The 26,374-nt window shown below is 72.4% G+C and carries 21 protein-coding genes; 10 read left to right on the top strand and 11 right to left on the bottom strand.

Annotated features, from left to right (window positions below; genetic code table 11):
* Window positions 1-147: 147 nt before the first annotated feature.
* From AQJ84_RS00180 to AQJ84_RS00165, 4 genes are all read right to left on the bottom strand, one after another.
* Entirely contained in the window at window positions 148-606 is a 459-nt protein-coding gene (locus AQJ84_RS00180) for a DUF6099 family protein (RefSeq protein WP_030044885.1), read from the bottom strand.
* A 187-nt stretch (window positions 607-793) separates the two neighbouring features.
* A complete protein-coding gene (locus AQJ84_RS00175; RefSeq protein ID WP_030044886.1) occupies window positions 794-1,120 on the bottom strand; it encodes a nucleotide pyrophosphohydrolase in 327 nt (108 codons plus the stop codon).
* The gene (locus AQJ84_RS00170; RefSeq protein ID WP_053192768.1) at window positions 1,117-2,304 is read right to left on the bottom strand and encodes an AAA family ATPase; all 1,188 of its coding nucleotides are present in this window, start codon (window positions 2,302-2,304) and stop codon (window positions 1,117-1,119) included. The genes AQJ84_RS00175 and AQJ84_RS00170 overlap by 4 nt, the downstream gene beginning before the upstream one ends.
* 74 nt (window positions 2,305-2,378) lie before the next feature.
* On the bottom strand, window positions 2,379-2,774 hold the full coding sequence (locus AQJ84_RS00165; protein WP_030044889.1) for a cell division protein SepF: 396 nt from the start codon (window positions 2,772-2,774) through the stop codon (window positions 2,379-2,381).
* 186 nt (window positions 2,775-2,960) lie between these two features.
* On the opposite strand from AQJ84_RS00165, the gene AQJ84_RS00160 reads away from it, so the two are divergent.
* Window positions 2,961-7,031 (top strand): bifunctional nitrate reductase/sulfite reductase flavoprotein subunit alpha, encoded by a 4,071-nt coding sequence (locus tag AQJ84_RS00160; RefSeq protein WP_059198784.1) that lies wholly within the window; start codon window positions 2,961-2,963, stop codon window positions 7,029-7,031.
* Window positions 7,032-7,166: 135 nt separating this feature from the next.
* Window positions 7,167-8,885 (top strand): hypothetical protein, encoded by a 1,719-nt coding sequence (locus tag AQJ84_RS00155; protein WP_374935434.1) that lies wholly within the window; start codon window positions 7,167-7,169, stop codon window positions 8,883-8,885.
* Here the strand turns inward: AQJ84_RS00155 and AQJ84_RS00150 are convergent.
* On the bottom strand, window positions 8,866-9,381 hold the full coding sequence (locus tag AQJ84_RS00150; protein ID WP_030044892.1) for a YceI family protein: 516 nt from the start codon (window positions 9,379-9,381) through the stop codon (window positions 8,866-8,868). The genes AQJ84_RS00155 and AQJ84_RS00150 overlap by 20 nt on opposite strands.
* A gap of 111 nt (window positions 9,382-9,492) precedes the next feature.
* On the opposite strand from AQJ84_RS00150, the gene AQJ84_RS00145 reads away from it, so the two are divergent.
* Window positions 9,493-9,993 (top strand): MarR family winged helix-turn-helix transcriptional regulator, encoded by a 501-nt coding sequence (locus AQJ84_RS00145; protein ID WP_053192772.1) that lies wholly within the window; start codon window positions 9,493-9,495, stop codon window positions 9,991-9,993.
* A gap of 190 nt (window positions 9,994-10,183) precedes the next feature.
* Here AQJ84_RS00145 and AQJ84_RS00140 read toward each other — a convergent pair whose 3' ends face one another.
* Window positions 10,184-10,816 carry a sigma-70 family RNA polymerase sigma factor gene (locus AQJ84_RS00140; protein WP_030044894.1) on the bottom strand — a complete coding sequence of 211 codons (633 nt, stop codon included), beginning with the start codon at window positions 10,814-10,816 and terminating at the stop codon, window positions 10,184-10,186.
* Between the two features lie 115 nt (window positions 10,817-10,931).
* Window positions 10,932-11,699, bottom strand: a complete 768-nt coding sequence (locus AQJ84_RS00135; RefSeq protein WP_053192774.1) for a hypothetical protein — start codon at window positions 11,697-11,699, stop codon at window positions 10,932-10,934.
* Window positions 11,700-11,888: 189 nt separating this feature from the next.
* Between AQJ84_RS00135 and AQJ84_RS00130 the strand changes: the two genes are divergently transcribed.
* Window positions 11,889-12,380 (top strand): DUF4396 domain-containing protein, encoded by a 492-nt coding sequence (locus tag AQJ84_RS00130; RefSeq protein ID WP_030044895.1) that lies wholly within the window; start codon window positions 11,889-11,891, stop codon window positions 12,378-12,380.
* 51 nt (window positions 12,381-12,431) lie between these two features.
* Here AQJ84_RS00130 and AQJ84_RS00125 read toward each other — a convergent pair whose 3' ends face one another.
* Window positions 12,432-13,742, bottom strand: a complete 1,311-nt coding sequence (locus tag AQJ84_RS00125) for a phytase (RefSeq protein ID WP_053192776.1) — start codon at window positions 13,740-13,742, stop codon at window positions 12,432-12,434.
* Window positions 13,743-13,942: 200 nt separating this feature from the next.
* On the opposite strand from AQJ84_RS00125, the gene AQJ84_RS00120 reads away from it, so the two are divergent.
* Both AQJ84_RS00120 and katG read left to right on the top strand, forming a co-directional pair.
* A complete protein-coding gene (locus AQJ84_RS00120) occupies window positions 13,943-14,380 on the top strand; it encodes a Fur family transcriptional regulator (protein ID WP_030044897.1) in 438 nt (145 codons plus the stop codon).
* 34 nt (window positions 14,381-14,414) lie between these two features.
* Window positions 14,415-16,631 carry a catalase/peroxidase HPI gene (gene katG / locus AQJ84_RS00115; protein WP_030044898.1) on the top strand — a complete coding sequence of 739 codons (2,217 nt, stop codon included), beginning with the start codon at window positions 14,415-14,417 and terminating at the stop codon, window positions 16,629-16,631.
* 84 nt (window positions 16,632-16,715) lie between these two features.
* Here the strand turns inward: katG and AQJ84_RS00110 are convergent, their stop codons facing one another.
* Window positions 16,716-17,822 (bottom strand): NAD(P)/FAD-dependent oxidoreductase, encoded by a 1,107-nt coding sequence (locus AQJ84_RS00110; RefSeq protein ID WP_053192778.1) that lies wholly within the window; start codon window positions 17,820-17,822, stop codon window positions 16,716-16,718.
* A 234-nt stretch (window positions 17,823-18,056) separates the two neighbouring features.
* Between AQJ84_RS00110 and AQJ84_RS00105 the strand changes: the two genes are divergently transcribed.
* Together AQJ84_RS00105 and AQJ84_RS00100 are read left to right on the top strand one after the other, a co-directional pair.
* Window positions 18,057-19,526 carry a sugar porter family MFS transporter gene (locus tag AQJ84_RS00105; protein WP_051870279.1) on the top strand — a complete coding sequence of 490 codons (1,470 nt, stop codon included), beginning with the start codon at window positions 18,057-18,059 and terminating at the stop codon, window positions 19,524-19,526.
* A 74-nt stretch (window positions 19,527-19,600) separates the two neighbouring features.
* Window positions 19,601-19,978 (top strand): DUF952 domain-containing protein, encoded by a 378-nt coding sequence (locus AQJ84_RS00100; protein WP_030044902.1) that lies wholly within the window; start codon window positions 19,601-19,603, stop codon window positions 19,976-19,978.
* Window positions 19,979-20,108: 130 nt separating this feature from the next.
* On the opposite strand, the gene AQJ84_RS00095 is transcribed toward AQJ84_RS00100, so the two are convergent.
* Window positions 20,109-20,996 (bottom strand): NAD(P)-dependent oxidoreductase, encoded by an 888-nt coding sequence (locus tag AQJ84_RS00095; RefSeq protein WP_030044903.1) that lies wholly within the window; start codon window positions 20,994-20,996, stop codon window positions 20,109-20,111.
* A 256-nt stretch (window positions 20,997-21,252) separates the two neighbouring features.
* On the opposite strand from AQJ84_RS00095, the gene AQJ84_RS00090 reads away from it, so the two are divergent.
* Window positions 21,253-24,492 (top strand): BTAD domain-containing putative transcriptional regulator, encoded by a 3,240-nt coding sequence (locus AQJ84_RS00090; protein WP_030044904.1) that lies wholly within the window; start codon window positions 21,253-21,255, stop codon window positions 24,490-24,492.
* A gap of 92 nt (window positions 24,493-24,584) precedes the next feature.
* Window positions 24,585-25,457, top strand: coding sequence for a YihY/virulence factor BrkB family protein (locus tag AQJ84_RS00085; protein WP_051870280.1), 873 nt, complete (start codon window positions 24,585-24,587; stop codon window positions 25,455-25,457).
* Here AQJ84_RS00085 and AQJ84_RS00080 read toward each other — a convergent pair.
* Window positions 25,444-26,286 carry an RNA polymerase sigma factor SigF gene (locus tag AQJ84_RS00080; RefSeq protein WP_030044906.1) on the bottom strand — a complete coding sequence of 281 codons (843 nt, stop codon included), beginning with the start codon at window positions 26,284-26,286 and terminating at the stop codon, window positions 25,444-25,446. The genes AQJ84_RS00085 and AQJ84_RS00080 overlap by 14 nt on opposite strands.
* Between the last annotated feature and the right edge of the window lie 88 nt (window positions 26,287-26,374).

Here is a 26,374-nt window from a genome sequence, read left to right as displayed (position 1 = left end):
ACCCACGGGCGTCCTCTCCGCGGGCGGCGGCCGAACACGAGCCTCACGGCCGGCCTGCTCGCCATCCGCGGGCGGGCGACGGCCGGGAGCGCCGTCGCCCCCTGCCCACCACCCGCGTGGAGCGACCGGCGGGGCGCCGGCCGCTCGTCACGCCGGTAGCGCCTCGTCCCGGTCCGCCAGCCTGCGGAGCATCTGCAGGACCCGGTCCCTCGACTCGTCCGCCGCGTCGATGGCCTCCATGCACTGCCAGTACGTGCTCTCGTCGGCGGCGGCGCAGGCGAGGCCGACGAGGGCTATGCCGACCTCGCCGAGCAGGCCGCCGAGGCAGAGCAGGGCCTGACGGGCGTCGCCCAGTTCGGTCAGCTGGGCGGCGCGGAGGTGTTCGGTGTCGATGTCGGGGCGGTCGAGGACACCGCAGCCCCGGCCCGCCAGCTCGGTCAGCCCCAGCGCCTCGCCCCGCAGTTCCGGAGGGCCGGCGACCGCCAGGCGGCTGCCTATCGCCTGGGCGAGTGCCTGTGCCTGCCACACCTCCGCCATGACGACCGGCGCCTCACCGCCCCCTGCCAGGGCGCGTCTGCTCGTCACGATCAGCCGCACAGCGTCCATCCGCTGCCCCCGTCTGTCCCGACGCGCTCGTGGCACGTCCGCCCGAACTCCCTTGTTCACTACCCAGAGTGAGGGAGCTTGAGACGTAAAGCCAGAGGAAGGCGGAAATCTTCGGACAACGAATCGATTTCGGTCCGCCTGTCGACTGCGGAGAGTGAAAGCGGACGCAGCCGCTCCCTTAATTGGTCTACGACGCCGGAAACCTCCGCTCGTTGCGGTCGATCTTCGCGTCCAGCGCCGCCAGCGGATCGATGCCGAGCACCTCGCACAGTTGCAGCAGATAGGCGAGCACGTCGGCGACCTCGTCGGTGACACGGTGCGCGGTGTCGGGGTCGGCCATGACGCCGGCCGACTCCTCCGGCGTCAACCACTGGAAGATCTCGACCAGTTCGGACGCCTCCACACTGAGCGCGGCGACGAGGTTCTTGGGGGTGTGGTACGGCTGCCAGTTGCGCGCGGCGGCGAACTCAGCCAGCCTGCGCTGCAGTTTCGCCACGTCGAGGGGTTCGGTCACGGGTCCAGGTGTACCACCGTGACGCCGGCCACCCCGGCGGCCCAGGACGCGTCGCTCACCGCGCCGACCAGCCGGATGTGCCCGCGGTCGCACATGCGGGCGGCCAGTCCCAGCAGTTCGGTCCGCTGCCGTGGGTCGAGGGCCCGGTCGAGGTTGTCGGCGAGCACCGTGAGGGTCTGCATGGCCGCCGGGACCTCGCCGGCCGGGTCGACCTCCAGCACCCCGGGCCCGGTGAACAGCACCAGGGCGAGCGCGAGGTACCTCAACTCGCCGTCGCCCAGCCGCCCGAGCCTCGTCCTGACCCCGTCACCCCGGTCGAGCAGCGCCTGCACGGCCCCGTCGGCCAGCGGTTCGGCGAACAGGTCCGTGACCGGGCCCACGCACCCCGCGCGCACCGCGGCGACGAGCTGCGTGTGACGTCGTGCGCACTCCGCGCGGGTGCGCCACAGCACGTCGGCGAGATTTCCGCAGCCGCCGAGCAGCCGGCCGGATCCGGCCGGGACGGGGACGCGCATCCGGCCGGGCCGAGGGTCGCAGGCGAAGACGGAGCGCAGGGCGACGACCATCTGTTCGGCGGTGGCGAGCACCCGGCGCTGCCCGTCCGTCTTGCCCGCCACCCGCAACGGGAGCAGGGCGGTGGCGAGCCGGTCGTCGGGCAGCGGGGCGCGGGTGACGGGCGCCGATCCCGCGGTGTGCCAGGCGGCCTGGACGGTGCGGCGCGAGGGATCGCGCAGGGCGGTCTGCAGGAGCACCAGGCCGTCCGTCGACAACCGCTCGCCCACGATGCGCAGTTGGGGTTCCACCTGGATCGCGACGTCCAGCCGGACCGGGCCCTCGGGGCCGTCGGCGGTGCAGCCGATACGGAAGCCGCGCCGACGCTGGGCATCGGGCCGGGCCCGGTCGGGGACGCAGGCGACCGGGTCGGAGAAGACCTCGCCGACGGCGGCCCCGCCACCGAGCCGGGCGAGGGCCTCGTACGCCCGCAGCGCGGTCGTCTTGCCGCAGCCGCTCGGCCCGGCGAGGAGGGTGAGCGGGCCGAGCGGGAAGCGGGCGCGCCGGTGTCCGGCGAAGGCGGACAGCCGCAGCTCGGTGACGCACGGCCGCTCCGGACGGCCGCCCCCGGACGGCGCCGGGGAGGGTAAGGCGGACGGGGACGACGCGGAGGACGAGCAGGACACGGTCATATGCGGACCGTAGGACTCCGCCGCGAGGCGAACCGTTCCGCCCTCGGCACCTTCCTACGATCGGGGGACCGGACTCAGGTGCCGGGCACCCCCACGCCCTCCATCAGGCCGGTCACCTCGGTACCGGCCGGCGTGAGAAGGAACACGTTGCGGTCGACGCGGTGCATTCCGCTCGCCAGCCCGAAGACGACGCCCGTGCTGAAGTCGAGCACCCGCTTGGCTACGTCGGTCTCCGCGCTGGTGAGGTCGAGGAGCACGGGAATGCCCGCCATCAGCGTCTCGGCGACCTCCCGGGCGTCCGCGAACACGTTGACCCGCAGGACGACGAAGCGGCGCCGGGCCTCGGTCACGGCCTCGGGCATGGCGCGGTGGCCGACCGAGGACGGCCAGGCGTCCCGGCCCCGCAGCGGCACGACCTGGGCGAGCCCCTCCCACTGTTCGTCGGTGACATCGTGGCTGTTCACCGGCATGCTCCGTCCATGGCTCGCACTGCTGTCTGCATCGCACAATTCTTACTCAAGGTCACCCGTTCGGCTTAACAGCGACACGCTCCGCGACCCCTCACAGCGTCCCCGGGGCGGTTGTGTGACGGGCGTAACCCCTGATGATCAAGGCGTGTGACACAGGCGTAACGGGCAATTCGTACGGTTGTCGGCATGACGACGACCCCCCGGACGCAGCAGGTACGCACGGTCTGCTCGTACTGCGGTGTGGGCTGCGGCATCCTGCTCGACGTCGGGAAGGGGCCGGACGGGCGCCGTACGGTCCTCAAGGCGTCCGGCGACAAGGCGCACCCGGCGAACGCCGGCCGGCTGTGCACCAAGGGCGCGACCACGGCCGAGCTGCTCGCCGCGCCCGGCCGGCTGACCACCGCCCTGGTGCGCGACGACCGCGGCGAGGAGCCGGTGCCGGTGCCGACGGCCGACGCGATCACCGAGACCGCGCGCCGGCTGCGCTCGATCGTCGACGAGCACGGACCGGACGCGGTCGCCTTCTACGTCTCCGGGCAGATGAGCCTGGAGGCCCAGTACCTGGCGAACAAGCTGGCCAAGGGGTTCGTGGGGACCAACCAGATCGAGTCGAACTCACGTCTTTGCATGGCCAGCGCGGGCGCCGGCTACAAGCTGTCGCTGGGCGCCGACGGGCCGCCCGGGTCGTACGAGGACTTCGATGGGGCGGATGTCTTCCTGGTCATCGGGTCGAACATGGCCGACTGCCACCCGATCCTCTTCCTGCGGATGATGGAGCGGGTCAAGGCGGGGGCCAAGCTGATCGTCGTGGATCCCCGGCGTACCGCGACCGCCGCCAAGGCCGATCTGTTCCTGCAGGTCAAACCGGGTACCGATCTCGCACTCCTCAACGGCCTGCTGCACCTGCTGGTGGAGAACGGACACACCGACACCGACTTCGTCGCCGCGCACACCGAGGGCTGGGAGGCGATGCCGGAGTTCCTGGCCGACTATCCGCCGGCCGCCGTGGCGGAGATCACCGGGCTCGACGAGGACGACCTCCGCACGGCCGCGCGGCTGATCGGCGAGGCCGGTGAGTGGATGAGCTGCTGGACCATGGGGCTCAACCAGTCCACACACGGCACCTGGAACACCAACGCCCTGGTCAACCTGCATCTCGCGACGGGCGCCATCTGCCGTCCGGGCAGCGGGCCCTTCTCCCTCACCGGCCAGCCGAACGCCATGGGCGGCCGCGAGATGGGGTACATGGGGCCGGGGCTGCCCGGGCAGCGGTCGGTGCTCGTCGACGAGGAGCGGGCGTTCACCGAGGACGTGTGGGAGCTGCCGCCGGACACGCTCCGCAAGGACGGCGTCGGCAAGGGCACCGTCGAGATGTTCCGGAAGATGGCGGACGGCGAGATCAAGGCGTGCTGGATCGTCTGCACCAACCCGGTCGCCTCGGTCGCCAACCGCCGTACCGTCATCGAGGGCCTGGAGGCCGCCGAGTTCGTCGTCACCCAGGACGTGTTCGGCGACACCGAGACCAACGCCTACGCCGATGTCGTCCTGCCCGGCGCGATGTGGACCGAGGGCGAGGGCGTCTTCGTCAACAGTGAGCGCAACCTGACCCTGACCCCGGCGGTGACCGACCCGCCCGGGGAGGCGATGGCGGACTGGCGGATCATCGCGGCCGTGGCGCGGGAGATGGGGTACGAGAAGGGCTTCGCGTACGACAGCGCCGAGCAGGTCTTCGAGGAGATCCGGCGCTTCTGGAACCCTCTCACGGGCTGGGACCTGCGCGGCGTGACGTACGAGCGGCTGCGCTCGACGCCCGTGCAGTGGCCGGCGGCCGCCGAGGACGGACCCGACCGCAATCCGATCCGGTACGTGGGCGAGGACGGTCCGCGTTTTCCCACGGCGAGCGGGCGGGCCGTCTTTCACGCGCGGCCGCACCTGCCCGCCGCCGAGATGCCCGACGACGACTACCCGTTCGTCCTGAACACCGGGCGCGTGCAGCACCAGTGGCACACCCTGACCAAGACCGGGAAGGTCGCCAAGCTCAACAAGCTGAACTCCGGGCCGTTCGTGGAGCTGCATCCCGAGGACGCCCGGGAGTTGGGCATCGCGGAGGGCGACCGGGTGGAGGTGGCCTCGCGGCGGGGACGGGCGGTGCTGCCCGCGGTGGTGACCGACCGGGTGCGGCCGGGAGGCTGCTTCGCGCCGTTCCACTGGAACGACCTGTTCGGTGAGTACCTGAGTGTCAACGCGGTCACCAGCGACGCGGTGGACCCGGTGTCGTTCCAGCCGGAGTTCAAGGTGTGCGCGGTGTCGCTGACCCGGATCGCATCCCCGGCGGCGGAGGAGGCCGCGCCGGCGACGGGGCTCGCCGCCGCGGGGGCGCGGCCGGAGGTGGTCGTCCCGACGTCCGTCACGCCGGGTGCGGATCCCTTCGGGCTCGCCCCGGCACCGCCGCCCGTCCTCACCGCCCAGGAACGGCTCTATCTCACCGGGTTCCTCGCGGGCCTCGAATCCGGCGCCCCGGGCGTCCCGGTGCTCCCGCCGGACGCGCCGTTCAGTCCTGAGCACGCGCTGTGGGTGAACGGCGTGCTCGCCGGCATGTACTCCCGCACGGCGGCCGAGCCCCGGCGCCGGCCCGAGCGTGAGGTCGTCGTCCTGTGGGCCTCGCAGACCGGCACCGCCGAGGAGTTCGCCACGGCCGTGGCCGACCGGCTGTCCGCGAGCGGGCACACGGCGACGCTCGTCGGCATGGACGACACCGACCCGGGGACGCTGCCCTCCGGCGCCGACCTGCTGCTGATCACCAGCACCTTCGGCGACGGCGACGCACCCGACAACGGCTCCGGTTTCTGGGAGGCGCTGTCGCAGGAGCGGGCCCCGCGCCTGGAAGGGGTCCGCTACGCCGTCCTGGCCTTCGGCGACTCCTCGTACGACGACTTCTGCGGGCACGGGCGCCGGCTGGACGCCCGGCTGGACGAGCTCGGGGCGATGCGCCTGGCACCGCGCACGGACTGCGAACCGGACTACGAACCGTCGGCGGACGCCTGGCTGGACGAGGTGCTGAGCGCCCTGGCCACCGAGGACGACGTCCGGCAGCCCGCGGCCGATCCGCGGCCCCCGGTGCCGAAGCCCGCCCGCTCCCCCAAGCCCGCCCCCACCACCGCCCGCCTCGTCGGCAACCGGCTGCTCAGCGGGTCCGGCGCGGGCAAGGAGGTCAGGAGGTTCACCTTCGACACGAGCGGGACGCCGCTCGCGTACGAGGCGGGCGACGCGCTCGGGGTGCGGCCGGTCAACTCGGCCCCCCTGGTGCAGGAATGGCTCGCGGCCGCCGGGGTGGCGGGGGACGCCGCCGTGTCCGTCGAGGGCGTCGGCGAGGTGCCCTTCGCCGAGGCGTTGCACCGGCACCTGGACATCACGAGGATCACCCCCGACCTGCTCCGTTTCGTCGCCGAACGCGTCCGTGACGGCCGGGAGTTGCGCCGGCTGCTGCGTCCGGACAACAAGGACGGCCTGGCCCAGTGGAGTTGGGGGCGCCAGGCGGTGGACCTGCTCGCCGAGCACCCCGTGCGGGCGGGTGCGCAGGAGTGGGCGGACGTGCTCAAGAAGCTGCAGCCGCGGCTGTACTCCATCTCCTCCAGCCCGCTGGCCGACCCGCACCTGGTCTCGCTCACGGTGTCGGTGGTGCGCTATGAGAACCTGCACGGCCGCCCGCGCGGCGGGGTCTGCTCACCCTTCCTCGCGGACGCCGAACCGGACACGGCGGTGCCGGTGTTCGTACAGCGCTCCCCGCACTTCCGGCCGCCCGCCGACCCCTCGACCCCGATGGTGATGGTCGGCCCGGGCACGGGGGTGGCCCCCTTCGTCGGCTTCCTCCAGGAGCGGCGCGCGCTCGGTCACCGGGCACCCAACTGGCTGTTCTTCGGCGAGCAGCACCGGGCCACCGACTTCTACTACGAGGACGAGCTGACCGCGCTGCTCGACGAGGGTGCCCTGACCCGGCTGGACACCGCCTTCTCCCGGGACCAGCGCAACAAGGTGTACGTGCAGGACCGGATGCGTGAGCACGGCCCCGAGCTGTGGCGCTGGCTCCAGGACGGCGCCCACTTCTACGTGTGCGGCGACGCCTCCCGGATGGCGAAGGACGTGGACCGGGCGCTGCGGGACATCGCCCTCGCGCACGGCGGGCTGGACGAGGCCGAGGCAGCGGCGTGGGTGAAGCAGCTGGCGGCGGCGAAGCGCTACGTGCGCGACGTCTACTGAGGGAGCCCGTCGAGAGGCTGCCTTCGTCCGGCCGGTGTCGTCCGGTACGACCGCCTCTCACCGACCTCACACCGGGCTCTTCACCTCCGTCCGCACCCGGCTCACCGGGCGCGATTAGCGTCCGGTGGCGTGCTTGTGGCAGATACACGGCTGTCGGCGCCGGGCGGCCGGATCCAGCCGGCGGTGACCGTCACCCCGAGACCTCCCGCGCAGTGGCATCGCGTCCTGACGCTGCTGGCCGACGTCAGCCTCTTCATCGGGACACGGTCGGTGTGGGCGCGGGCGGCCGGGCACCTGCTGCCCGTGGCCGCGGTGATCTCCGCGTGCTACGCCTCGATCCTGGTGTGCGGGGTGCTGGCGCTGGTGGTGCGCCGGGAGCGGTCGCTGGCCCGGATCGACCTGTGCGTCCTGGTGACCGCGGTGGTCCTCGCGCTGTGCGCGCTCACGCTCTACCACCAGGGCTCCGACGAGGCGGACCTCACCGCGCAGGCCGCCCGTGAGCTGGTCGCCGGGCACGCCGTCTACGGGCAGTCGTGGCCCTGGCTGTTCGGGCACGGAGTCGCCCTCACCCCGACGGTGACCGGCGGCTACGACTTCACGTACGGCTATCCCCCGCTGGCCCCGCTGCTGACCGCGCCCCTGCTGTGGCTGGGACACGGCGGCACCCCCGCGACCGTCGTGGCCACGGTCGCGCTGGTCGTCGGCACGGTGGTGCTGTGGCGGCTGCTGCCCCGGCCGTGGCGGCCGGCGGCGACCATGGTGTGCCTCGGCTTCGGCATGCTGCCCGTGTACGGCCGGCTCGGCTACCCGGCGATCCTGGCGCTGGCCCTGCTGGTGCCGGTGGTGGTGCGCTGGCCGCGGATCGGGCGCGGCGGGCGGCTCGGGCCCGCCGGGCTGGCGCAGGCCGCGTGCCTGGGGGCGGCGTGCGCGGCCCAGCAACTGCCCTGGTTCCTGGCGCCGTTCCTGCTGGTGGGGATCCATGCCGTGCGGCGCGGGGAGCTGGGCGCGCGGGCCGCGGCGCTGGTGGTGCTGCGGGTGGTCGGGGTGGCCGTCACCGTGTGGCTGCTGATCAACGCGTACTTCGTCGTGAGCGAGCCCGGTGCCTGGTTCACCGGCATCGCGCTGCCGCTGACGCAGGGCGCGGTGCTGCACGGGCAGGGCCTGGTGGACGTCTCGCTCTACCTCACGGACGGCAGCGACCGGCTCGACTGGTACGGGCACGCGAGCCTGCTGCTGGCCGGGGCCCTCCTGGTGCTGTTCGTGCTGTTCGTACGGCGGTTGGGACCCGCGGCGACCGTCCTGCCGTGGTGCGCGTTCTATCTGGCGACCCGTTCGCAGGACGGCTACTACCTGATGATGACGCCGCTGTGGCTGGCCGCGGCGGTCACCGCTCCCCCGTCCGAGTTCGCCGGCGCGTGGCAGCCGGCGCCGGGCCCACTGTCCGGACCGCACCGCCGCCCGGCGCGGGTCGCGGCGGTCGTCCTGCTGCTCACGCCGGCCCTGGTGGGGTCGGCGCTGGCGGTGACCGGGACGCCGCCCCTGCGGATGCGGGTGGCCGGGGTGCACCGGGCCTCGGCGGCCGCGCTCTCCCGGCTGACCCTGCTGGTCACCAACGCGGGCGACAGCACGCTCACGCCCCACTTCACGCTCACCGCGGGACAGGGCATGGATCCGTACTGGACCGTCGTACGCGGGCCGGCCGCGCTGCCGGCCCACACGACGGCCCGCTACGAACTCCGGCCGCCCACCGGCACGTACGGCCTGCCCCGGCCGGGTGCGCGGATTCGCCTGCGTGCCTTCACGTCCTCGCCGCAGACGCTGTCGAGCACCTACGTCAGGCTGCGGCCCGGGTGAAGCGGAGCGTGGTGGTGACCGTGGTCAGGCCGCGCATCATGCCGAGCTGGTTCCAGCCCATGCCGAACTGCTCGCGGTCCACGGTGAACTCGGCGTCCAGCGTGAGGGAGTCGGCGCCCGCCTGGGCGAGGCGCGCGGTGAAGGACAGCGGCCTGCTGACGCCCCGCGCGGTCAGCTGGCCGACGACATGAACCGTCTCGTCCGCGCGGGGTTCGGCGCTGCGCACCGCGAGCGTGATCTCGGGGTGGTTGTCGGCGTCGAAGAAGTCGGCGGACCGCAGGTGGGTGTCGCGCTTGGCGCTCTTGGTGTCCAGGGAGGCCACGTCCACGGTGAGGGTGCCGACGGCCGACCCGTCGGGGCGCACCTCGCCCTGACCGCCCACGCCGGAGAAGGTGCCCTTCACGGTGACCAGGCCCCACATCGTCTTGTGCCGGAGGGCGACGGTCGAGGCGGTCGGGTCGAGCTGCCAGAGGCCGGTTTCCACAGCGACGGTCATGATCTTTTCCCTGCTGTCGGTGATTCAAATTTGGATAACCATCACGCTAGCGTGTCATCCAAATCTGAACAACCATCTGATTCAAAATTGGACAACAGGTACACTCAAGCCATGGCCGACCCCGACGAGCGCCCCGCCGACCAGCCCGAATGCCCTTCCGCGCAGGGCGCCGGGCTGCTGCCCGCCGAACTGCGCGCCTGGATGCTCATGCTGGCCTCGACCGGCGCCGTGGAGCAGCGGCTGCGCACCGTCGTCAAGGAACGGCTGGACGTCTCCCACGACGAGTTCCTGGTCCTGTGCCTGCTCGCCGAGCAGCCCGCGGGCCTGCGCATGTCGCGCATCGCGGAGCTCTTGGGCCGCCCCAAGACCCGCCTCACCTACCAGATCGCCTGTCTCCAGCACGCCGGTCTCGTCACTCGCAAGTCGGTCTGCGGCGACAAGCGGGGTGTCGAGGTCGCCCTCACCGAGAAGGCGCGCCGCCTGCTCGCGGAGTCCTCCGCCGTGCTGGCCGAGACGGTCCGCGAGGCACTGGACCGGTTCATCGGACCGGCCCAGTGCGAGGCGATGCGCGCGCTGCTGCCCGATCTGGCGGCGGAGACGCACGCCGAATAGCGCGCCGGTGCCGCCGGGAGCCGAGGGCGGCGGCCACGGGAGCCGAGGGCGGCGGCCACGGGAGCCGAGGGCGGCGGCCACGGAGCCGGGGCAGCAACCGCCGAGCCAGGGCGGCGACCACCGAGCCAGGGCAGCAACCGCCGAGCCGGGGCGGCGACCACCGAGCCAGGGCGGCGACCGTCGAGCTCGGTCAGGCCGCCAGTGCGGCCGGACGCGGGTGTTCTTCCGCCGCCGCCAGCAGGGCGACGAGGGTGGCGCGGGCCCGGGACACCCGGGAGCGGACCGTGCCGACCGGGCAGCCGGTCAGGGCGGCCGCCTCCTCGTAGGGCAGGCCCAGCAACTGGGTGAGGACGAACGCCTCGCGGCGCTCCCCGGGAAGCGCCGCCAGCAGGTCGGCCAGGGCGACGCCGTCGTCGAAGCCGGGCAGACCGCACGGCTGGGCCCGCTCCACGGCGAGCTGCCAGTCCGTCAGGTCGTGCAGCCGGGGCCGGGCCGCCGCGCTGCGGTAGCTGTCGATCACCGCGCGACGCGCGATGGACAGCAGCCAGGCCCGGGCCGAGGAGCGGCCCTCGAAGCGGTGCAGACTGGCGAGTGCCCGCAGGAAGGTGTCCTGGGCCAGGTCGTCCACGGCCTGCGGATCGGCGCAGAGATGGGCGACGTACCGCTGGACGTCGCGCTGCAGGGCGCGCACGAAGTGCTCGACGGCTTCGGCGTCACCCCCGCGGGCGGCGAGCGCCCACGCGGTGGCCGAGGCGTCCATGGCGTCCCTTGAATCCCGTTTGTCCCGATCGTGGGCAGCGCTGGGCAGGGCGGTGGTGATCACGTGGTGTCCTTCTCGGTCATCCGTGAGGGAGAGGGGATGCGGCCGTACGGCTCCCGCGTGGGTGTACGACCGCGGCCCGAGGCGCCGTGCGGCGACCTCGGGTGACCAGTTGCCGTCAGACGACAGCCGTCCCCGGTGGCGGACCCCGAGAAGTGATCGCGTGAACGAGAAGGAGCAGGCGCGGCGCGCGGTCCGAGTGACCACGGCGCCCCCGCGGACACGGGCGGTCAGGGGTGGCGGGCAGCGCCAGCAGCAGACGCAGCGGAGCGACCAGCCGCCCGGCGACGGCCCGCAGGATCCGGAAGGCGGCCCGCTCGCCGTGCGCGAGCCACAGGCCGCACAGCAGCGCGGCGAGGAGGTGGGCGGCGAGCATGCCGAACGAGGACGAGCCCCCGGCGGCGGCATGGTCCATGTGGCTCATGTCCATGTGGCTCATGGACGTGTGGCTCATGGACGTGTGGCTCATGTCCGCGTGGCTCACGCCCATGTGACGCATGCTCATGTGACCCGCATCCATGGAGTCCATGCCGTCCATGTGCATGGAGCCCATGTGGGCCGACTCCGCGTGCGCGGAGCCCACAGGGGAGCCCGCGTCCGAGGCCGTGGAGCCGCCTCCCGGCGCGCCGCTCGCCGACTGCGCGAGCGAGAACGCCGAGTGCAGGAGCGTCTGGGCGGTGACCGCGACGGCCACGACCAGCGGGAGCCCGCGCTCGCGTCCGGCCAGCCGCCAGCCGGCGGCACCGGTCGCGGCGAGGCCGGCGGCCAGCACCCAGGCGGGTACGTGACGGCCCGACATCATGACGTGGCCCAGGGCGGCGAGCAGCACACAGACGGCCGCGAACACCGCGGCCCGTACCGTGCGGCATCCCCACCCAGCTGTCATGGCGCCTCATCCTCGCATCCACGAGCAGATCGTCACGCAGGGGTACGGAAATCCCCCCGGCCCCGGACTCATCCCCCCGTCTGTGATCCACGACACGTCAGCACGCGCGGAATACCCCCGGGGGGTATAGGGTTCAGGGGTGGGGAATCCCGGGAACGGGACATGTACGGACGGAGACGGGTGAGACCCATGGACCACGCCCACGATCACACCGCCGACCGCACGACGGCTCACGGCGGGCCCGCGGGAGCCTCCTGGGCGACCGCGGTGAAGGCGACGCTGCACTGTCTGACCGGGTGTGTCATCGGCGAGATCCTCGGGATGGCCATCGGCACCGCCCTGCTCTGGGGCAATGTGCCGACCATGGTCCTCGCGATCACCCTGGCCTTTCTGTTCGGCTACTCGTTCACGCTGTTCGCGCTGCGCCGGGCGGAGCTGGACCTGAGGTCCGCGATCAAGGTGGCGCTCGCCGCGGACACCGTCTCCATCGCCGTGATGGAGTTCGTGGACAACCTCATCATCGCCCTCACCCCTGGGGCGATGGACGCCGAGCTGTCCGACGGACTGTTCTGGGGGGCGCTGCTGGGCGGGTTCGCGGTCGCCTTCCTGGTCACCGTGCCGGTGAACAAGTGGATGATCGGGCGCGGCAGGGGGCACGCGGTGGCGCACGCCCATCACTGATCGGGCGACCCCGCGGCCGCCGGGCCCGCCCCGGCGGCCGCGGAGTGGCACTCACCGCCCGGTGGCGTCCAGCACCGCTCCGAGGTCGACGAACTTGAAGCCGGTCGCCGTACGCGTACCGCCCTCACCGTCCTCCACCGCGGGAGTCTCCCGGCCGTCCTGGACGACGAGCAGGCCCCGCGGGTAGCGGTCGCCCAGCGGGGCGTTCAGTACGGCGGCCCCGTCGCACTCCTCCACCCCGTCGAGCGAGTCCGTCGCGGCGCCGATCCGGAAGCCGCCCTCGTACTCGTTGCCCTCGCTCAGCTCACGGTCGTACAGGGCGAAGGTGTCGTCGCCCTGCCCCGAGGCGATCAGATGACCGTCCCCGTCCCGCTCCTGGAGGAGCGTCAGCCCCTCGACGTCGGCCGACAGCCGCCTGCCGCCGTAGCCGGGGTCGGCGCCGGGCACGCACTCCTCGGTCGCCTCGTCGTAGGTTCCGGGGACGCCGTACTCCCGCACCCTGTCCACCAGCGCCGGCCTGCCGGTGAGGTCGGCGCGCAGCCGCCAGATGCCGACGTCCTCCTGACCGGCGTAGAGCGTGCCGGTGGCCGGGTCGACGACCATGCCCTCGACCTGCGGGAGCTCGCCGGGCTCCAGACAGGGGCTCCATGCCGTGCCGTCGGGCAGACGGAAGGAGGCGGGGAGGTCGAGGGTGCGGACCTTGCGGTAGCCGACCGTGCCGTTCGCGGCCGGCAGGAGTTCGAGCAGGGCCACAGTCGTGCGCTCGCGTCGGCTGACCAGCGCGTAGGTGCGGCCGCTGGACCTGTCCTTCCAGGTGGCCAGGCCGTACGCGGTGCGCTGGTCGTCGATCTCGGCCTCGTCGGCGGAGAAGACCGGGGCGGCGGCCGGGTCGGTGATGTCGGTCAGCGGACCGCCGGGGCGCGACGGGTCGACGCGGTAGATCCGCAGCCGGTCGCGGCCCCGGTCGCTGACCACCGCCACGTCGGCACGGCCGGCCCGCGTGCGCACACCCAGGGCGAGGTCGACGTTGTTGAAGCGGCCGGGGGCGGCACCCTCGGCCGGGGGCCGCGGGGCCGGCAGCGACTGCACCTGGCGGGCGTCCAGGTCGTAGACGCGCAGCCCGCCCTCCTTGGCGGTGGCCACGACCAGGCTGCGCGCGGGGTCGGCGGGATCGCGCCAGATGGCCGGGTCGTCGGCGTCGGAGTTGCCGCCGGCCTCGTCGTCGTAGAGGGCGGCCGTCTCACCGGCAGGGGTCACCACTGGCAGACCGTCCGCCCCCGCCAGGGGTGCCGTCAGGAGGGTCGTCAGCACGGTGGCCGAGGCGACGAGGGCGGCGCTTCGCGCGGTGCGGGGCGTTCTCACAGGCGCTTCCTTACCGTCGGAAGTGACAAGGACATGCAGATAGTGCGGGAGCCGACCCTCCTCCCCCAAGAGCACACCCGGCCAAGCACCAGACGTCCCAAGGGTTACCGGCAGGTGACGCGACGGCCCCCGACACGTCATCTGACTTGTACTGTTCCTTTTCTTGAACCATTCGTGTTTAAGGGGGTAGGTTGGTCGCCATGACTGCACCCCAGCCCCCGACGACCGCCGAGGAACTGCGCGGTGCCGGCCTGCGGGTCACGGCCGCCCGGGTCGCGCTGCTCGAGACCGTCCGGGGCGGTGACCACCTCGACGCCGAGGCGATCGCCTCCGGAGTGCGCGACAGGGTGGGCCACATATCGCTTCAAGCCGTGTACGAGGCCCTGCACGCGCTCACCGCCGCGAGCCTCGTACGCCGGATCGAACCGCCGGGCAGCCCCGCCCGGTTCGAGGGACGCGTCGGGGACAACCACCACCACCTCGTATGCCGGTCGTGCGGTGTCGTCGCCGACGTCGACTGCGCGGTCGGCCACGCCCCGTGCCTGACCGCGGCCCAGGACCACGGCTTCTCGGTCGACGAGGCCGAGGTCATCTACTGGGGCCAGTGCCCCGACTGTTCCACCGCCCCCAGTTCCTGAGCATGTGATCCACACCGTTCGGAAGGATTCCCCCATGACCGAGAACCACGACGCGATCGTCACGGACCAGAAGCCGGAGGAGACGGGCGGCTGCCCGGTCGCGCACGGGCGCGCCGCGCACCCCACCCAGGGTGGCGGCAACCGTCAGTGGTGGCCGGAGCGCCTCAACCTGAAGATCCTTGCCAAGAACCCGGCCGTGGCCAACCCGCTCGGTGAGGAGTTCGACTACGCGGCGGCGTTCCAGGCCCTGGACCTGGCGGCCGTGAAACAGGACATCGCCGAGGTGCTGACCACCTCGCAGGACTGGTGGCCGGCCGACTTCGGCAACTACGGCCCGCTGATGATCCGCATGGCCTGGCACAGCGCCGGCACCTACCGCATCAGCGACGGCCGCGGCGGCGCCGGCGCCGGCCAGCAGCGCTTCGCCCCGCTGAACAGCTGGCCGGACAACGCCAACCTGGACAAGGCCCGTCGCCTGCTGTGGCCGGTGAAGAAGAAGTACGGCCAGAGCATCTCCTGGGCCGACCTCATGATCCTCACCGGCAACGTCGCCCTGGAGCAGATGGGCTTCGAGACCTTCGGCTTCGGCGGCGGCCGCGTCGACGTCTGGGAGGCCGAGGAGGACGTCTACTGGGGTCCCGAGACCACCTGGCTCGACGACCAGCGCTACTCCGGCGACCGTGAGCTCGAGAGCCCGCTCGGCGCCGTCCAGATGGGTCTCATCTACGTCAACCCGGAGGGCCCGAACGGCAACCCGGACCCGCTCGCGGCGGCCCGCGACATCCGTGAGACGTTCCGCCGGATGGCGATGAACGACGAGGAGACGGTCGCCCTCATCGCCGGTGGTCACACCTTCGGCAAGACCCACGGCGCCGGCCCCGCCGACAACGTGGGCAACGACCCCGAGGCCGCCTCGCTGGAGGAGCAGGGCCTCGGCTGGAAGAGCACCTACGGCACCGGAAAGGGCGGCGACGCCATCACCTCCGGTCTGGAGGTCACCTGGACCGCCACGCCCACCCAGTGGAGCAACGGGTTCTTCAAGAACCTGTTCGAGTACGAGTACGAGCTGACCGAGTCCCCGGCCGGCGCCAAGCAGTGGGTCGCCAAGGACGCCGAGGCGATCATCCCCGACGCGCACGACGCGTCGAAGAAGCACCTCCCGACGATGCTCACCACCGACCTGTCGCTCCGCTTCGACCCGGTCTACGCGGAGATCTCGCGCCGCTTCTACGAGCACCCCGACCAGTTCGCGGACGCCTTCGCCCGCGCCTGGTTCAAGCTGACCCACCGTGACATGGGCCCGAAGTCGCAGTACCTCGGCCCGGAGGTCCCGGCGGAGACGCTGCTGTGGCAGGACCCGCTGCCCGAGGCCGAGGGCGAGGTCATCGACGCCGGTGACATCGCGGCCCTCAAGGCCAAGCTCCTCGACTCGGGGCTCAGCGTCTCCCAGCTGGTGTCCACCGCGTGGGCGTCGGCCTCGTCGTACCGGGGCAGCGACAAGCGCGGCGGCGCCAACGGTGCCCGCATCCGGCTGGAGCCGCAGCGCGGCTGGGAGGCCAACGACCCCGACCAGCTCGCGACGGTGCTGCGCACCCTCGAGGACATCCAGCGGGACTTCAACACCGGCGCCAGGAAGGTCTCCCTGGCCGACCTGATCGTGCTCGGCGGTGCCGCGGCCGTGGAGAAGGCCGCCAAGGAGGGTGGCTTCGAGGTCCAGGTGCCCTTCACGCCGGGCCGCGTGGACGCCTCGCAGGAGCAGACCGACGTCGAGTCGTTCGCCGCGCTCGAGCCGACGGCCGACGGGTTCCGCAACTACCAGGGCAAGGGCAACCGCCTGCCGGCCGAGTACCTGCTGCTCGACAAGGCGAACCTGCTGGGCCTGAGCGCCCCCGAGCTGACGGTCCTCGTCGGTGGTCTGCGCGTCCTCGGCGCGAACCACGGGCAGTCCCAGCTGGGCGTCCTCACCACCACCCCCGGCGCTCTGACCAACGACTTCTTCGTCAACCTGCTCGACCTGGGCACGACGTGGAAGTCGACGTCGGAGGACCAGACCACGTTCGAGGGCCGCGACGCCGCCACGGGCGAGCTCAAGTGGGCCGGCACCCGTGCCGACCTCGTCTTCGGCTCGAACTCCGAGCTGCGCGCCCTCGCCGAGGTCTACGCGAGTGACGACGCGAAGGAGAAGTTCGTGAACGACTTCGTCGCGGCCTGGGCCAAGGTCTCCGACCTGGACCGGTTCGACCTCGTCTGATCACGGCCTCGGGGCCGGTCCGCAGCACGGGCCGGCCCCGACGGCTACGGGCCGGCCCCGACGGCTGTCCTGGCACGGGGAGCGTCAGGTGGCGGTGTACCCGAGCTGGCGGCGCATGTACGGGGTCATGAGGGTCTTCGCCTTGGCCATCACGGAGGTGCGGCCCCCGAGGACCGCGCTCTCGCCACCCGGTACCGGCAGCATGGTCACCCCGTCGGACGGGCCGAAGGGCACGATCAGCGGCGTGCGGTGGACGGGCCGGTAGAGGCGCGGCTCCTTGCGGTGTCTGCCGGGACTGCGCAGATGGGTGCGGATGTTCCAGGCGGCGAGGTCGGCCTGGGCGATCGCGAGCGGGGTGATCTTGAGCTCGGTGGCGTCGTTCACGTCACCGACCGCGAACACGTCCGGCCGTCCGCCGACCCTGAGCATCCGGTCGACCTTGACGTGCCCGGCCGCGTTCAGCCAGTCGCCGTGTCCGCCCAGCCTCAGCCAGAGGGTGTTGGGCGTGGTGCCGGTCGCCCAGAAGGAGAGGTCCGCGTCGACGAGGTTGCCGCGCGCGTCGCGGTACGTGCCGAAGTCGTTGCCGGGGGACATGAAGGCGTCCAGCCGTACGTCCACGTCGTGGGCCTCCAGCCAGGCCTGGGCCCGGCGTCCGGCCCGCGCGCTGCCCGTGGAGTCGAGCAGCGCCGTTCCCGCGTGGGCGAGCGTGACCCGGGCCTCCGGCCGGGCCAGGCGGATCTCGGCGCTGAGCTCGACGCCGGAGGGCCCGCCACCGACGACCAGGACGTGCTCGGCGCCGGCGATCCGCTGCTGGTGGGCGGCGAACGCCTTCCCGGCCTCCTCGGTGGTGGTGCCGTTGAAGCGGGCCGGCTCGGGATAGTCGGCACCGGTGGCGATCACCACCACGTCGTACGGCAGCCGCTCACCCGTCGCGAGGACGACCTGCCGCCCCACGGTGTCGACGCGGACCGCCTTGCCCGCGATCACCCGGCCGTGGCGCAGCAGTCGGTCGTACGGGATGAAGGGGGTCACCGACCACTCCGGACGCACCCCGGCGCGCAGGGAGGCGATGCGGTGGAAGAAGACCTCCTTGCGGTCCACCAGCGTGACCCGCGCCACCCCGTCCAGCCGCTTCGCCAGCCGAACGCCCGCGTAGCCCCCGCCGATCACCACTACGTCGCCGTCGTGCACATCAGTCTCCGTTGCCTGGAGGGGGAGGCGAGCGGCGTGACGCGTGGGCTCTCTCGGCCCCTCGACTGCCGATGAGCGTAACCTTTGAAGTTTAAAGTTCCTGTGGAGCCCTGTGCACGTTCCGTGAAGCGATGAGGGGCGTGTGTGTCGGCTCGCGATCGGTGTCCGCGAGCACCTGAGCACCGCGGTCTCGCGGGTACCCGGCGCCCTTCTCCCGACCGGCAGGAGGCGCCCATGGACGTCAGGCACGACAGCGGGAACGGCGGGACACGGACCGCCGAGGTGACGGAAGGCGCTCCCCCGGGGGTCTCCCGCAGGCTGCGGCTCGTCACCGTCGTCGCCACGTTCGGCGGGCTGCTCTTCGGCTACGACACCGGCGTCATCAACGGCGCCCTGCCCTACATGGCCGACGACCTCGGGCTGACCCCCCTCACCGAGGGCATGGTCACCAGTTCACTCCTGCTGGGCGCGGCCCTGGGAGCGGTGACCGGTGGCAGGTTGTCCGACGCGCGCGGCCGCCGCCGTACGATCCTGGCGCTCGCCGGGGTCTTCTTCGTCGGCGCGCTCGGCTGCACCCTCGCGCCGGACACGGCGGTGATGGTGGCGGCCCGGTTCGTCCTCGGCCTGGCGGTGGGCGGTGCCTCGGTGACGGTGCCCGTCTATCTCGCCGAGGTGTCCCCCGCCGAGCGGCGGGGTGCGCTCGTCACCCGCAACGAACTCATGATCGTGAGCGGCCAGTTGCTCGCGTTCACCTCCAACGCGGTCATCGCCCGGGTCGGCGGTGAGTCCGGAGGCGTGTGGCGCTGGATGCTGGTGATCGCCACCCTTCCGGCCGTCGTGCTCTGGTGCGGGATGCTGGTCATGCCGGAGAGTCCGCGCTGGCTGGCCTCCAAGGCCCGCTTCGGCGAGGCCCTGGAGGTGCTCCGGCAGGTGCGCTCCCGGCAGCGGGCCGAGGCGGAACTGGCCGAGGTGTCCGCGCTCGCCGCCGAGGAGGAGCGGGAGGGGCCGGGCGGCCGGCAGGGCAAGGGGGCCACACCGTGGCTGCGCAGGCTGATGTTCGTCGGCTGCGGCATCGCGATCGTGCAGCAGATCACCGGCGTCAACACGATCATGTACTACGGCACCCGGATCCTCACCGACGCCGGCTTCGCCTCCGACAGTGCCCTCACCGCGAACATCGCCAACGGTGTGATCTCGGTCCTCGCGACGTTCGTCGGCATCTGGCTGCTCGACCGGGTCGACCGCCGACCGATGCTGATGGCAGGTCAGATCGGTACCATCGCCGCCCTGTTGCTGATCGGCGTCTTCTCCCTGACGCTGCCCGCCGGCGACGGCCGCGCGTACGCCGTACTCGCCATGACCGTCACGTTCCTCGCCTTCCAGCAGGGCGCGATCTCTCCGGTGACCTGGCTGATGCTCTCGGAGATCTTCCCGACGCGGACGCGCGGCTTCGGGACGGGTGCCGCGGCCGTGGTGCTGTGGCTGACGAACTTCCTGATCGGGCTGGTCTTCCCCTCCCTGGTCTCCGGGATCGGGATCTCCCGCACGTTCTTCCTGTTCGTGGCGGCGAGCGTCCTCGCCCTCGCCTTCGTCAGGCGCTACGTTCCCGAGACCAGGGGCCGCACCCTCGAAACCCTCGAAGCCGAACTGCGGACCCGCTACCGGAATTCATTCGCGGTGCATCGGCCTTCAGGTCGGTGGTGAAACGAATCCGCAAGTCAATCCTGACCCGCGCCGCACCCCCGCCGGGCCCGGACCTCGAAGGAGCGCCCCCGCCCATGTCCAGCACCACCACGATCCACCACGCGGTGCCGCTCGCCGAATGGAACGCACGTCCCGATCTTCCGTACGCCCCCGCGTCCCTCGCGGAGGAAGGCTTCGTCCACTGCTCCCCCGACGAGGAGACCACGCTCGCCGTCGTCAACGCCTTCTACCGGGACGCGCCGCGGCCGCTGGTGGTGCTGGTCCTCGACGTGGACCGGATCGCCGCCAGGTGTGTGTGGGAGGCCGCCGCGCCCGTCCCGCCGCCCGGGGTCGCTGCGGGCACCCTGTTCCCCCACGTCTTCGGCCCGCTCGACCGCGACGCCGTCGAGCGGGTCCTGGAGGTCCGGTGGGACGACGAGGGCCGGGCGAGCGGGCTCGTGGAGACGGGCTGACGCCCGGTCGTAGCCGACGCCCGGCGGGCTGTCGCGGCGGTACAGCTCCCGGACACGCGGTCGGATGTTCAGGACCGGCACGTTCAGAACCGGCCCCTCCTCGACATCGCCAGGGGACCCGTACCGGTGGCTACCGGGCCGGGCGGCGGTATGCCTTGACGACGCTGGCGTAGCTGTTCTTCGCGTGGCCCTGCGCGATGACGCCCTCCATCAGCGCCTCGGAGTACCTGGGCAGTTCGGCGTCGACGCCGAGCGCCTCGCTCTCCTCGACGAGGTGCTTGAGCGCGCCGAGGTGCGTCTCGAGGGTGGCGTCGTTGGCCGGGAACCTCTCGTCCCCCGCGTCGATCTGCGCGGCGTAGTCGGCCGTGAACATCTTGATCGCGTCGAGCCACATGTGCGCCCAGGGCAGGAACTCCTGCGCCTTGACGCCACCGGTCTCCACGATGGCGACACCGTGCAGGAAGCTGTTCAGGGCGCCCCACATCAGGCCGAGCAGCGACACGTCGAACAGGGCGGGCTTGCCGTGGTCGGTGCCGAGGTAGGTGGTGCCGCCGCCGAGCAGCTTCAGCACGGGCTCGTGGGCGTCGAAGACGTCCTGGTCACCGGCGTAGAAGAGGACGGAGGTCGCGGCGCCGATCCCGGGCGGGGTGATCATGATGGCGCCGTCGAGGTACCGCGCGCCGTTCTTCTCGGCCCACCCGGCGGTGTGCCGGGCCTGCTCGGAGGATCCGGTGGTCAGGTTGACCACGGTCTTGCCGCGCAGCGCGTCACCCAGCGAGCCGATCACGTCGTGCACCACGTCGTACGTCGACACGCAGACGACCACGAGGTCGCTCGCGGCGACGGCGTCTGCCGGGGTGGCGGCCAGGGTGGCGCCGTCCGCGACCAGCCGGTCGGCCTTGTCGGCCGAGCGGTTCCACACGGTGGTGGCGTGGCCCGCCTTCAGGAAGGCGTCGGCCAGTGCCTGCCCCATCAGGCCGAGGCCGATCACCGACACCGCGGTGCGGTTGTCACCCATGAGTCTTTTCCTCCAGTACGAAACGGTGTGCCGAAACGGTGTGCCGAACAGAGCGGGCACGCGGGACGCGCCCCGTGGAGAGCGGTCCGGGCGGGGCCCGGGAGGTCGTGCGGTCGCCTCCCGAGGAAGCCTCGCGCACGCCCCTTCGGATTCGCTTCGGACGGCTTCGAATCGACTGCGAGAACGCCCTTCGGGCCTGTGGCCGGGGCCCGTTCGTCGCCGGTCACTCCGTGCGGTGCCCAGCTACGCTGAGATCATGGAATTCGGGGTCCTGGGACCGTTGGAGGTGTGCGCGCGAGAGGGGCGCGTGGTGCGGGTGCCCGAGGTCAAGGTCCGTATGCTCCTCGCCGATCTGCTCGCCCACCACGGGCAGATCGTGCCGGTGGGGCGGCTCGTCGAGGACCTGTGGGGCGGCTCGACGTTCACGGCACGGCCCACGGCGTCCCTGCAGGCCAAGGTGTCCCAGCTGCGGCGCGCCCTGGAGGACGCGGAGGAGGGCGGCCGCGAGCTGGTGGCGCACCGGGCGCCGGGCTACCTCCTGGACGTCCCCGCCGCCGCGCTGGACGCCGGGCGGTTCCGTGCCCTGGTCGCCGAGGCCCGTGCCACCGGGGACCCCCGGGCCCGGGCGGCGCTGTACACCGAGGCGTTGGCCCTGTGGCGCGGCCCCGCCTTCGCCGAGTTCGCGGACCATGCGTGGGTACGGCCGGCGGCGGCGAGCCTGGAGGAGGAGCGCCTGACGGCGGTGGAGGAACACGCGGAGGCGCGGCTGGAGTTGGGCGAGCACAGCCTGCTGATCGGCGAACTGACCGAACTGGTGGAGAGGCACCCGTTGCGGGAGGGCCTGCGGGGCGCGCTGATGTGGGCGCTGTACCAGGCGGGGCGCTCCTCGGACGCGCTCGACTGCTTCACCGAACTGCGGCGCCGGCTCGACGAGGAGCTGGGGCTCACGCCCGGTCCCTCGCTCCGGGCGCTGCAGCGCGCCATCCTGCGGCACGACCCGGAACTGGCCCGTCCCGAGCCGCCCGTCGCGGCGGTCGCGGGCCTGCCGGTCCGGCCGGGAGCGACGGCGTCGGCCTCACCTCTGGTGGGCCGTGACCAGGACGTGCGGACGATCCGGACGCTGCTCCTGAGGCGCCGTCTGGTGACCCTCACGGGGCCCGGAGGTGTCGGCAAGACCCGTCTCGCCCAGGCCACGGCCGAGAGCCTGACCGCCGAGTTCACAGATGGCGCCTGGCTGGTGGAGCTCGCGGACATCGGGGGTCCGGAGCGGCCCGCGAGCGTGGAGTCGCTGGCCGAGCAGGTGATGGTGGCGCTCGCGATCCGTGAGAACGCCTCGGACGACGACCGCAGGGGCCCGACGCACCGCCTCGCCGACGCGCTGGCCCCCCGGCGGCTGCTCCTCGTGCTGGACAACTGCGAACACGTGGTGGAGGCCGCCGCGCGGCTGACCGCCCTGCTGCTCGCCAGGGCCCCGCGCCTGCACATTCTGACGACCAGTCAGGAGCCGCTGCGAACCCGCGACGAGACGGTGCGCCCGGTGGCACCGCTGTCCCTGCCGCCGACGGACCAGCCGGGGCTCGAGGCGCTGACCTGCGCGGGTGCCGTACGCCTCTTCGTGGAGCGGACCACCGCCACGGACCCCGAGTTCGTGCTCGACGAGACCACCGCTCCCCTCGTCGCGGACGTGTGCCGGCGCCTCGACGGCATCCCGCTGGCCCTGGAACTGGCCGCCACCCGGGTCAGATCCCTGGGCATCAGGGAGTTGCACCACCGTCTCGACGACCGCTTCAAGGTGCTCAACAGCGGCTACCGGGACGCTCCTTCACGGCACCGGACGCTGCAGGCCACCCTCGACTGGAGCTGGGGCCTGCTCGCCCCCGGGGAACAGACCGTGCTGCGGCGGTTATCGGCCTTCGGTGAGGGATGCAGCCTGGAGGCCGCCGAAGACGTCTGCTCCGGTGGCGGTGTCTCCCGCTCCGACGTCCTGGACGCGCTGAGCCTGCTCGTGGAACGGTCCTTCGCCGTACGGATCGACGGCCCGGGCGGTCCGCGCTACCGGCTGCTTGAGTCCGTCGCGGTCTACGCGCGGGACAAGCTCGCCGGGTCCGACGAGCGCACGGAGACCGCGGCCCGGCACCTGCGCCACTACGTCCGCCTCGCCGAGCGGGCCCGGCCGCATCTGCACGAACGCGAGCAGTCCCGCTGGTTCCAGCTGCTGGACCTGGAGGCCGCCAACATGCAGCGCGCGCTGTGCGAGGCCGGCCGGGCCCGGGCCGCCCAGGACGCGCTGCGCCTGGTCAACTCCCTGACCTGGTACTGGTTCGTACGTGGCCGGCTCGGCGAGGCCCGCAGGGCGCTGGCGACAGCCCTGGACACGCCGGGCCCGGCCGTGCCCGAGGAGCGCCTGCAGGCGACGTTCTGGCACGCGGGCATCCGCCTGCTGCTCGGCGAGCACGACCGGGAGGGCGACACCCTCGGCGAGTACCCGGCCGGGTCCGCCGTGGAGTCGGCCAGGGCGGAGTGGTTCCTGGCGCACGCGCAGTGGGCGGTGGGGGCGCTGGAGGACGGCGAGCAGCGGGTCGAGCGCGTCCTGGGCCGCTTCCGTACCCTGCGCGACACCTGGGGCACCGCCGCCGCGCTCACCACCCGCGCCGGCTTCGCCCTGGCCCGCGGCGACCTGGAGGCGCTGCGCGACAACGCCGAGGAGGCCCGCGCCTGCTTCGCCGAACTGGGCGATCCGTGGGGCAGGTTGAAGACGGCCGACGTGCTCGGCAGGCTGGCCGAGATCAACGGCGACTACGACCTGGCGGCCCGGCTGCACCGCGAGAGCCTGCGGATCGCCCAGACCCTGGAGATGTGGCCCGAGGTGTCCGCGAAGCTGTCCGGCCTCGGCCGCATCGCCCTGCTCACCCAGCACTACGAGGAGGCCGACGACCTGCACACGCGGGCTCTGCGGCTGGCGGCCGAGCAGGGCGACCAGCCCGCCGAACAGTACGCCGCGCTGGGCCTCGCGCTGAGCGCCCGGCGCCAGGGCCGGCTGGACGCCGCCGAGGAGTGGCTGCGGCCCTGGCTCGCCTGGAACCGCCGGCGGGAGGACGCGCCGGGCCTGGCGCTGGTCCTGGCCGAGCTGGGCTTCATCACCGAACAACGCGGCGACGCCGAGCGCGCCCTCGCGTACCACTGGGACGGCCTCGCGGCCGCCCTGGCGACCAAGGACCCCCGCTCGGTGGCCCTGGCGCTCGAAGGGCTGGCGGGCGCGCACTCCCTCACCGGGGACCCGGAGCGGGCCGCGCGCCTGCTCGGCACGGCTGCGGCGACCAGGGAACGGGCCGGAGCCCCCCACCCCCCTGCGGAACAGGGCGACGTCGAGCGCATCTCCGCCCGGGTGCGCGCCGCCACCGACGAGACCACCTACGCCCGGGAGTTCACCCGCGGCACCCGCAAGGACCACGACGCCCAGGCCACGGTGGAGTCGGCGCACCCCGGCCCGCGGTGAGCCGAGAAGACCCTGACGCCGAAGCCGGCACCGCGCACTGGACGTCGTACCGGATGAGGTGATCCGAGGGGAAGGGTGAGAGCATCCGCGGCATGGACGATGCGGACGGTCACACGGCTCGGTGGCGGGCGGCGCTGCGCCGGACGCCGGTGGCCATCTGGAACGACGACGTCACGGACTGGGCCGCAGCGCTGACCTATTACGCGGTTCTGGCCCTGTTCCCGTTGCTGCTGGTGATCCTCTCGATCCTTGGTCTCGCCGTGCCCACGGCCGAGCCGGAGGTCATCGACCGCATGGCGCAGGCCGCTCCGGCCGCGTCCCGCCCGCTGCTGCACAGCGCCCTGCAGCAGATGGCCGAACAGTCGTCAGCGGCATGGACGTTGATCTTCGTCGGGGGGACCGGAGCCCTGTGGTCGGGATGCAGCTATCTGAGCGTCTTCCGCCGGGCCCTGTACGCCATGCAGCGAACCGACGCGGACCGGCCGGTCTGGCGCACCGCTCCGCGCATCATCGCCACGGCCCTCGTGCTGATCGCCCTGCTCCTGACGTCGACCCTCGCGTTGCTGCTCACCGGCAGCCTGGCGGGGCGTCTGGGCAGGGCCCTGAGTCTGGGGACCGGACCCCAGGACGCCTGGGACTCGCTGCGGTGGCCGGTCATGGCCGCCGTCGCCGTCGCCCTGGTGCTCGTCCTCTACCGTTCGGGCCCGGCGCCCTCCCGCCCGGTCGGCCGGATGGCGCCCGGCGGCACCTTGGCGGTCGCGCTCCTGCTGGCCGGCTCACTCGGGTTCGCCACCTACACCGCACACGTCAGCACCTACGACCGTCTGTACGGTTCGCTGGCAGGGGTCGTGGTCTTCCTGGTCTGGCTGTGGCTGTCCAACCTGTCTCTTCTGGTCGGCGCACAGTTCAACGCGGAGCTGGCGAAGCCGGTGCGCGAGGAACGAGCCGGCCTCACTGGGTGCTGAGCATGCCTTCGCGCAGCCGGGCCAGGAGGCGCTTGATCAGGCGCGAGACGTGCATCTGCGAGACGCCGAGGCGTTCGCCGATCTGGGCCTGGGTGAGTTCGTCGACGAAACGCCAGTGGATGATCTGCCGGTCGCGCTCGTCCAGCTCGGCGATCATCGGTGCGAGGGTGTGGAAGTCCTCGACCAGTCCCAGGGCCGCGTCCTCGTCGCCGATGAAGTCCGCCAGCGCGGCCTCGCCGTCCTCACTGCCGCCGATCGCCGCGTCCAGGGAGGCCGACCTGTAGCCGTTGGAGGCCAGTCGGGCCTCGACGACCTCCCCCTCCGGAAGGCACATCAGCTCGGACAGTTCCTTGGTCGTCGGGGTCCGGCCCAGTCGGCTGTGCAGTTCCTCGTTGGCGCGCGCCAGCTGGACGCGGGCTTCCTGCAGACGCCGGGGCACGTGCACGGCCCACGAGGTGTCACGGAAGAACCGCTTGATCTCGCCGACGATGTAAGGGACGGCGAAGGAGGCGAACTCCACCTCGCGGGACAGTTCGAACCGGTCGATCGCCTTGATCAGGCCGATCATGCCGACCTGGACGATGTCCTCCATCTCCTCCGGACCGCGGCTGCGGAACCGGCCGGCCGCGTAGCGGACGAGGGACATGTTCATCTCGATCAGCGTGTTGCGCGCGTACTGATACTCGGGCGTGCCCTCCTCCACGACCGTGAGCTGGTCGAAGAACAGCTTCGACAACTCCCGTGCGTCCTTCGGCGCGACCCTGGAAGGGTCCGCGATCTCCGGAACGTCCACTGCCTGCTCGGCGGTCTGCACGGTCGTTGTCGTCATGGCGCGCCCCTCCCGGTCGATCGGTCTCGTTCTGGCCGGTCCATGGTCCGGCGTCCGGCAAGCACGCGTCTACCCCGGCCTTCGACAT

The sequence above is a fragment of the Streptomyces resistomycificus genome (genome assembly GCF_001514265.1).
GTDB classification, from domain to species: Bacteria; Actinomycetota; Actinomycetes; order Streptomycetales; family Streptomycetaceae; genus Streptomyces; species Streptomyces resistomycificus.
This window is presented reverse-complemented; position numbering and strand designations above follow the sequence as displayed.

Bases quoted from the DNA above. Each gene is read 5' to 3' on its own strand.
- AQJ84_RS00085 (WP_051870280.1), top strand. From the start codon at position 24,585: ATGGACGATGCGGACGGTCACACGGCTCGGTGGCGGGCGGCGCTGCGC.
- AQJ84_RS00090 (WP_030044904.1), top strand. From the start codon at position 21,253: ATGGAATTCGGGGTCCTGGGACCGTTGGAGGTGTGCGCGCGAGAGGGG.
- AQJ84_RS00170 (WP_053192768.1), bottom strand. From the start codon at position 2,304: ATGACCGTGTCCTGCTCGTCCTCCGCGTCGTCCCCGTCCGCCTTACCC.
- AQJ84_RS00165 (WP_030044889.1), bottom strand. From the start codon at position 2,774: ATGCCGGTGAACAGCCACGATGTCACCGACGAACAGTGGGAGGGGCTC.
- AQJ84_RS00145 (WP_053192772.1), top strand. From the start codon at position 9,493: ATGGCCGACCCCGACGAGCGCCCCGCCGACCAGCCCGAATGCCCTTCC.
- AQJ84_RS00135 (WP_053192774.1), bottom strand. From the start codon at position 11,699: ATGACAGCTGGGTGGGGATGCCGCACGGTACGGGCCGCGGTGTTCGCG.
- AQJ84_RS00130 (WP_030044895.1), top strand. From the start codon at position 11,889: ATGGACCACGCCCACGATCACACCGCCGACCGCACGACGGCTCACGGC.
- AQJ84_RS00080 (WP_030044906.1), bottom strand. From the start codon at position 26,286: ATGACGACAACGACCGTGCAGACCGCCGAGCAGGCAGTGGACGTTCCG.
- AQJ84_RS00160 (WP_059198784.1), top strand. From the start codon at position 2,961: ATGACGACGACCCCCCGGACGCAGCAGGTACGCACGGTCTGCTCGTAC.
- AQJ84_RS00180 (WP_030044885.1), bottom strand. From the start codon at position 606: ATGGACGCTGTGCGGCTGATCGTGACGAGCAGACGCGCCCTGGCAGGG.
- katG (WP_030044898.1), top strand. From the start codon at position 14,415: ATGACCGAGAACCACGACGCGATCGTCACGGACCAGAAGCCGGAGGAG.
- AQJ84_RS00150 (WP_030044892.1), bottom strand. From the start codon at position 9,381: ATGACCGTCGCTGTGGAAACCGGCCTCTGGCAGCTCGACCCGACCGCC.
- AQJ84_RS00105 (WP_051870279.1), top strand. From the start codon at position 18,057: ATGGACGTCAGGCACGACAGCGGGAACGGCGGGACACGGACCGCCGAG.
- AQJ84_RS00095 (WP_030044903.1), bottom strand. From the start codon at position 20,996: ATGGGTGACAACCGCACCGCGGTGTCGGTGATCGGCCTCGGCCTGATG.
- AQJ84_RS00120 (WP_030044897.1), top strand. From the start codon at position 13,943: ATGACTGCACCCCAGCCCCCGACGACCGCCGAGGAACTGCGCGGTGCC.
- AQJ84_RS00100 (WP_030044902.1), top strand. From the start codon at position 19,601: ATGTCCAGCACCACCACGATCCACCACGCGGTGCCGCTCGCCGAATGG.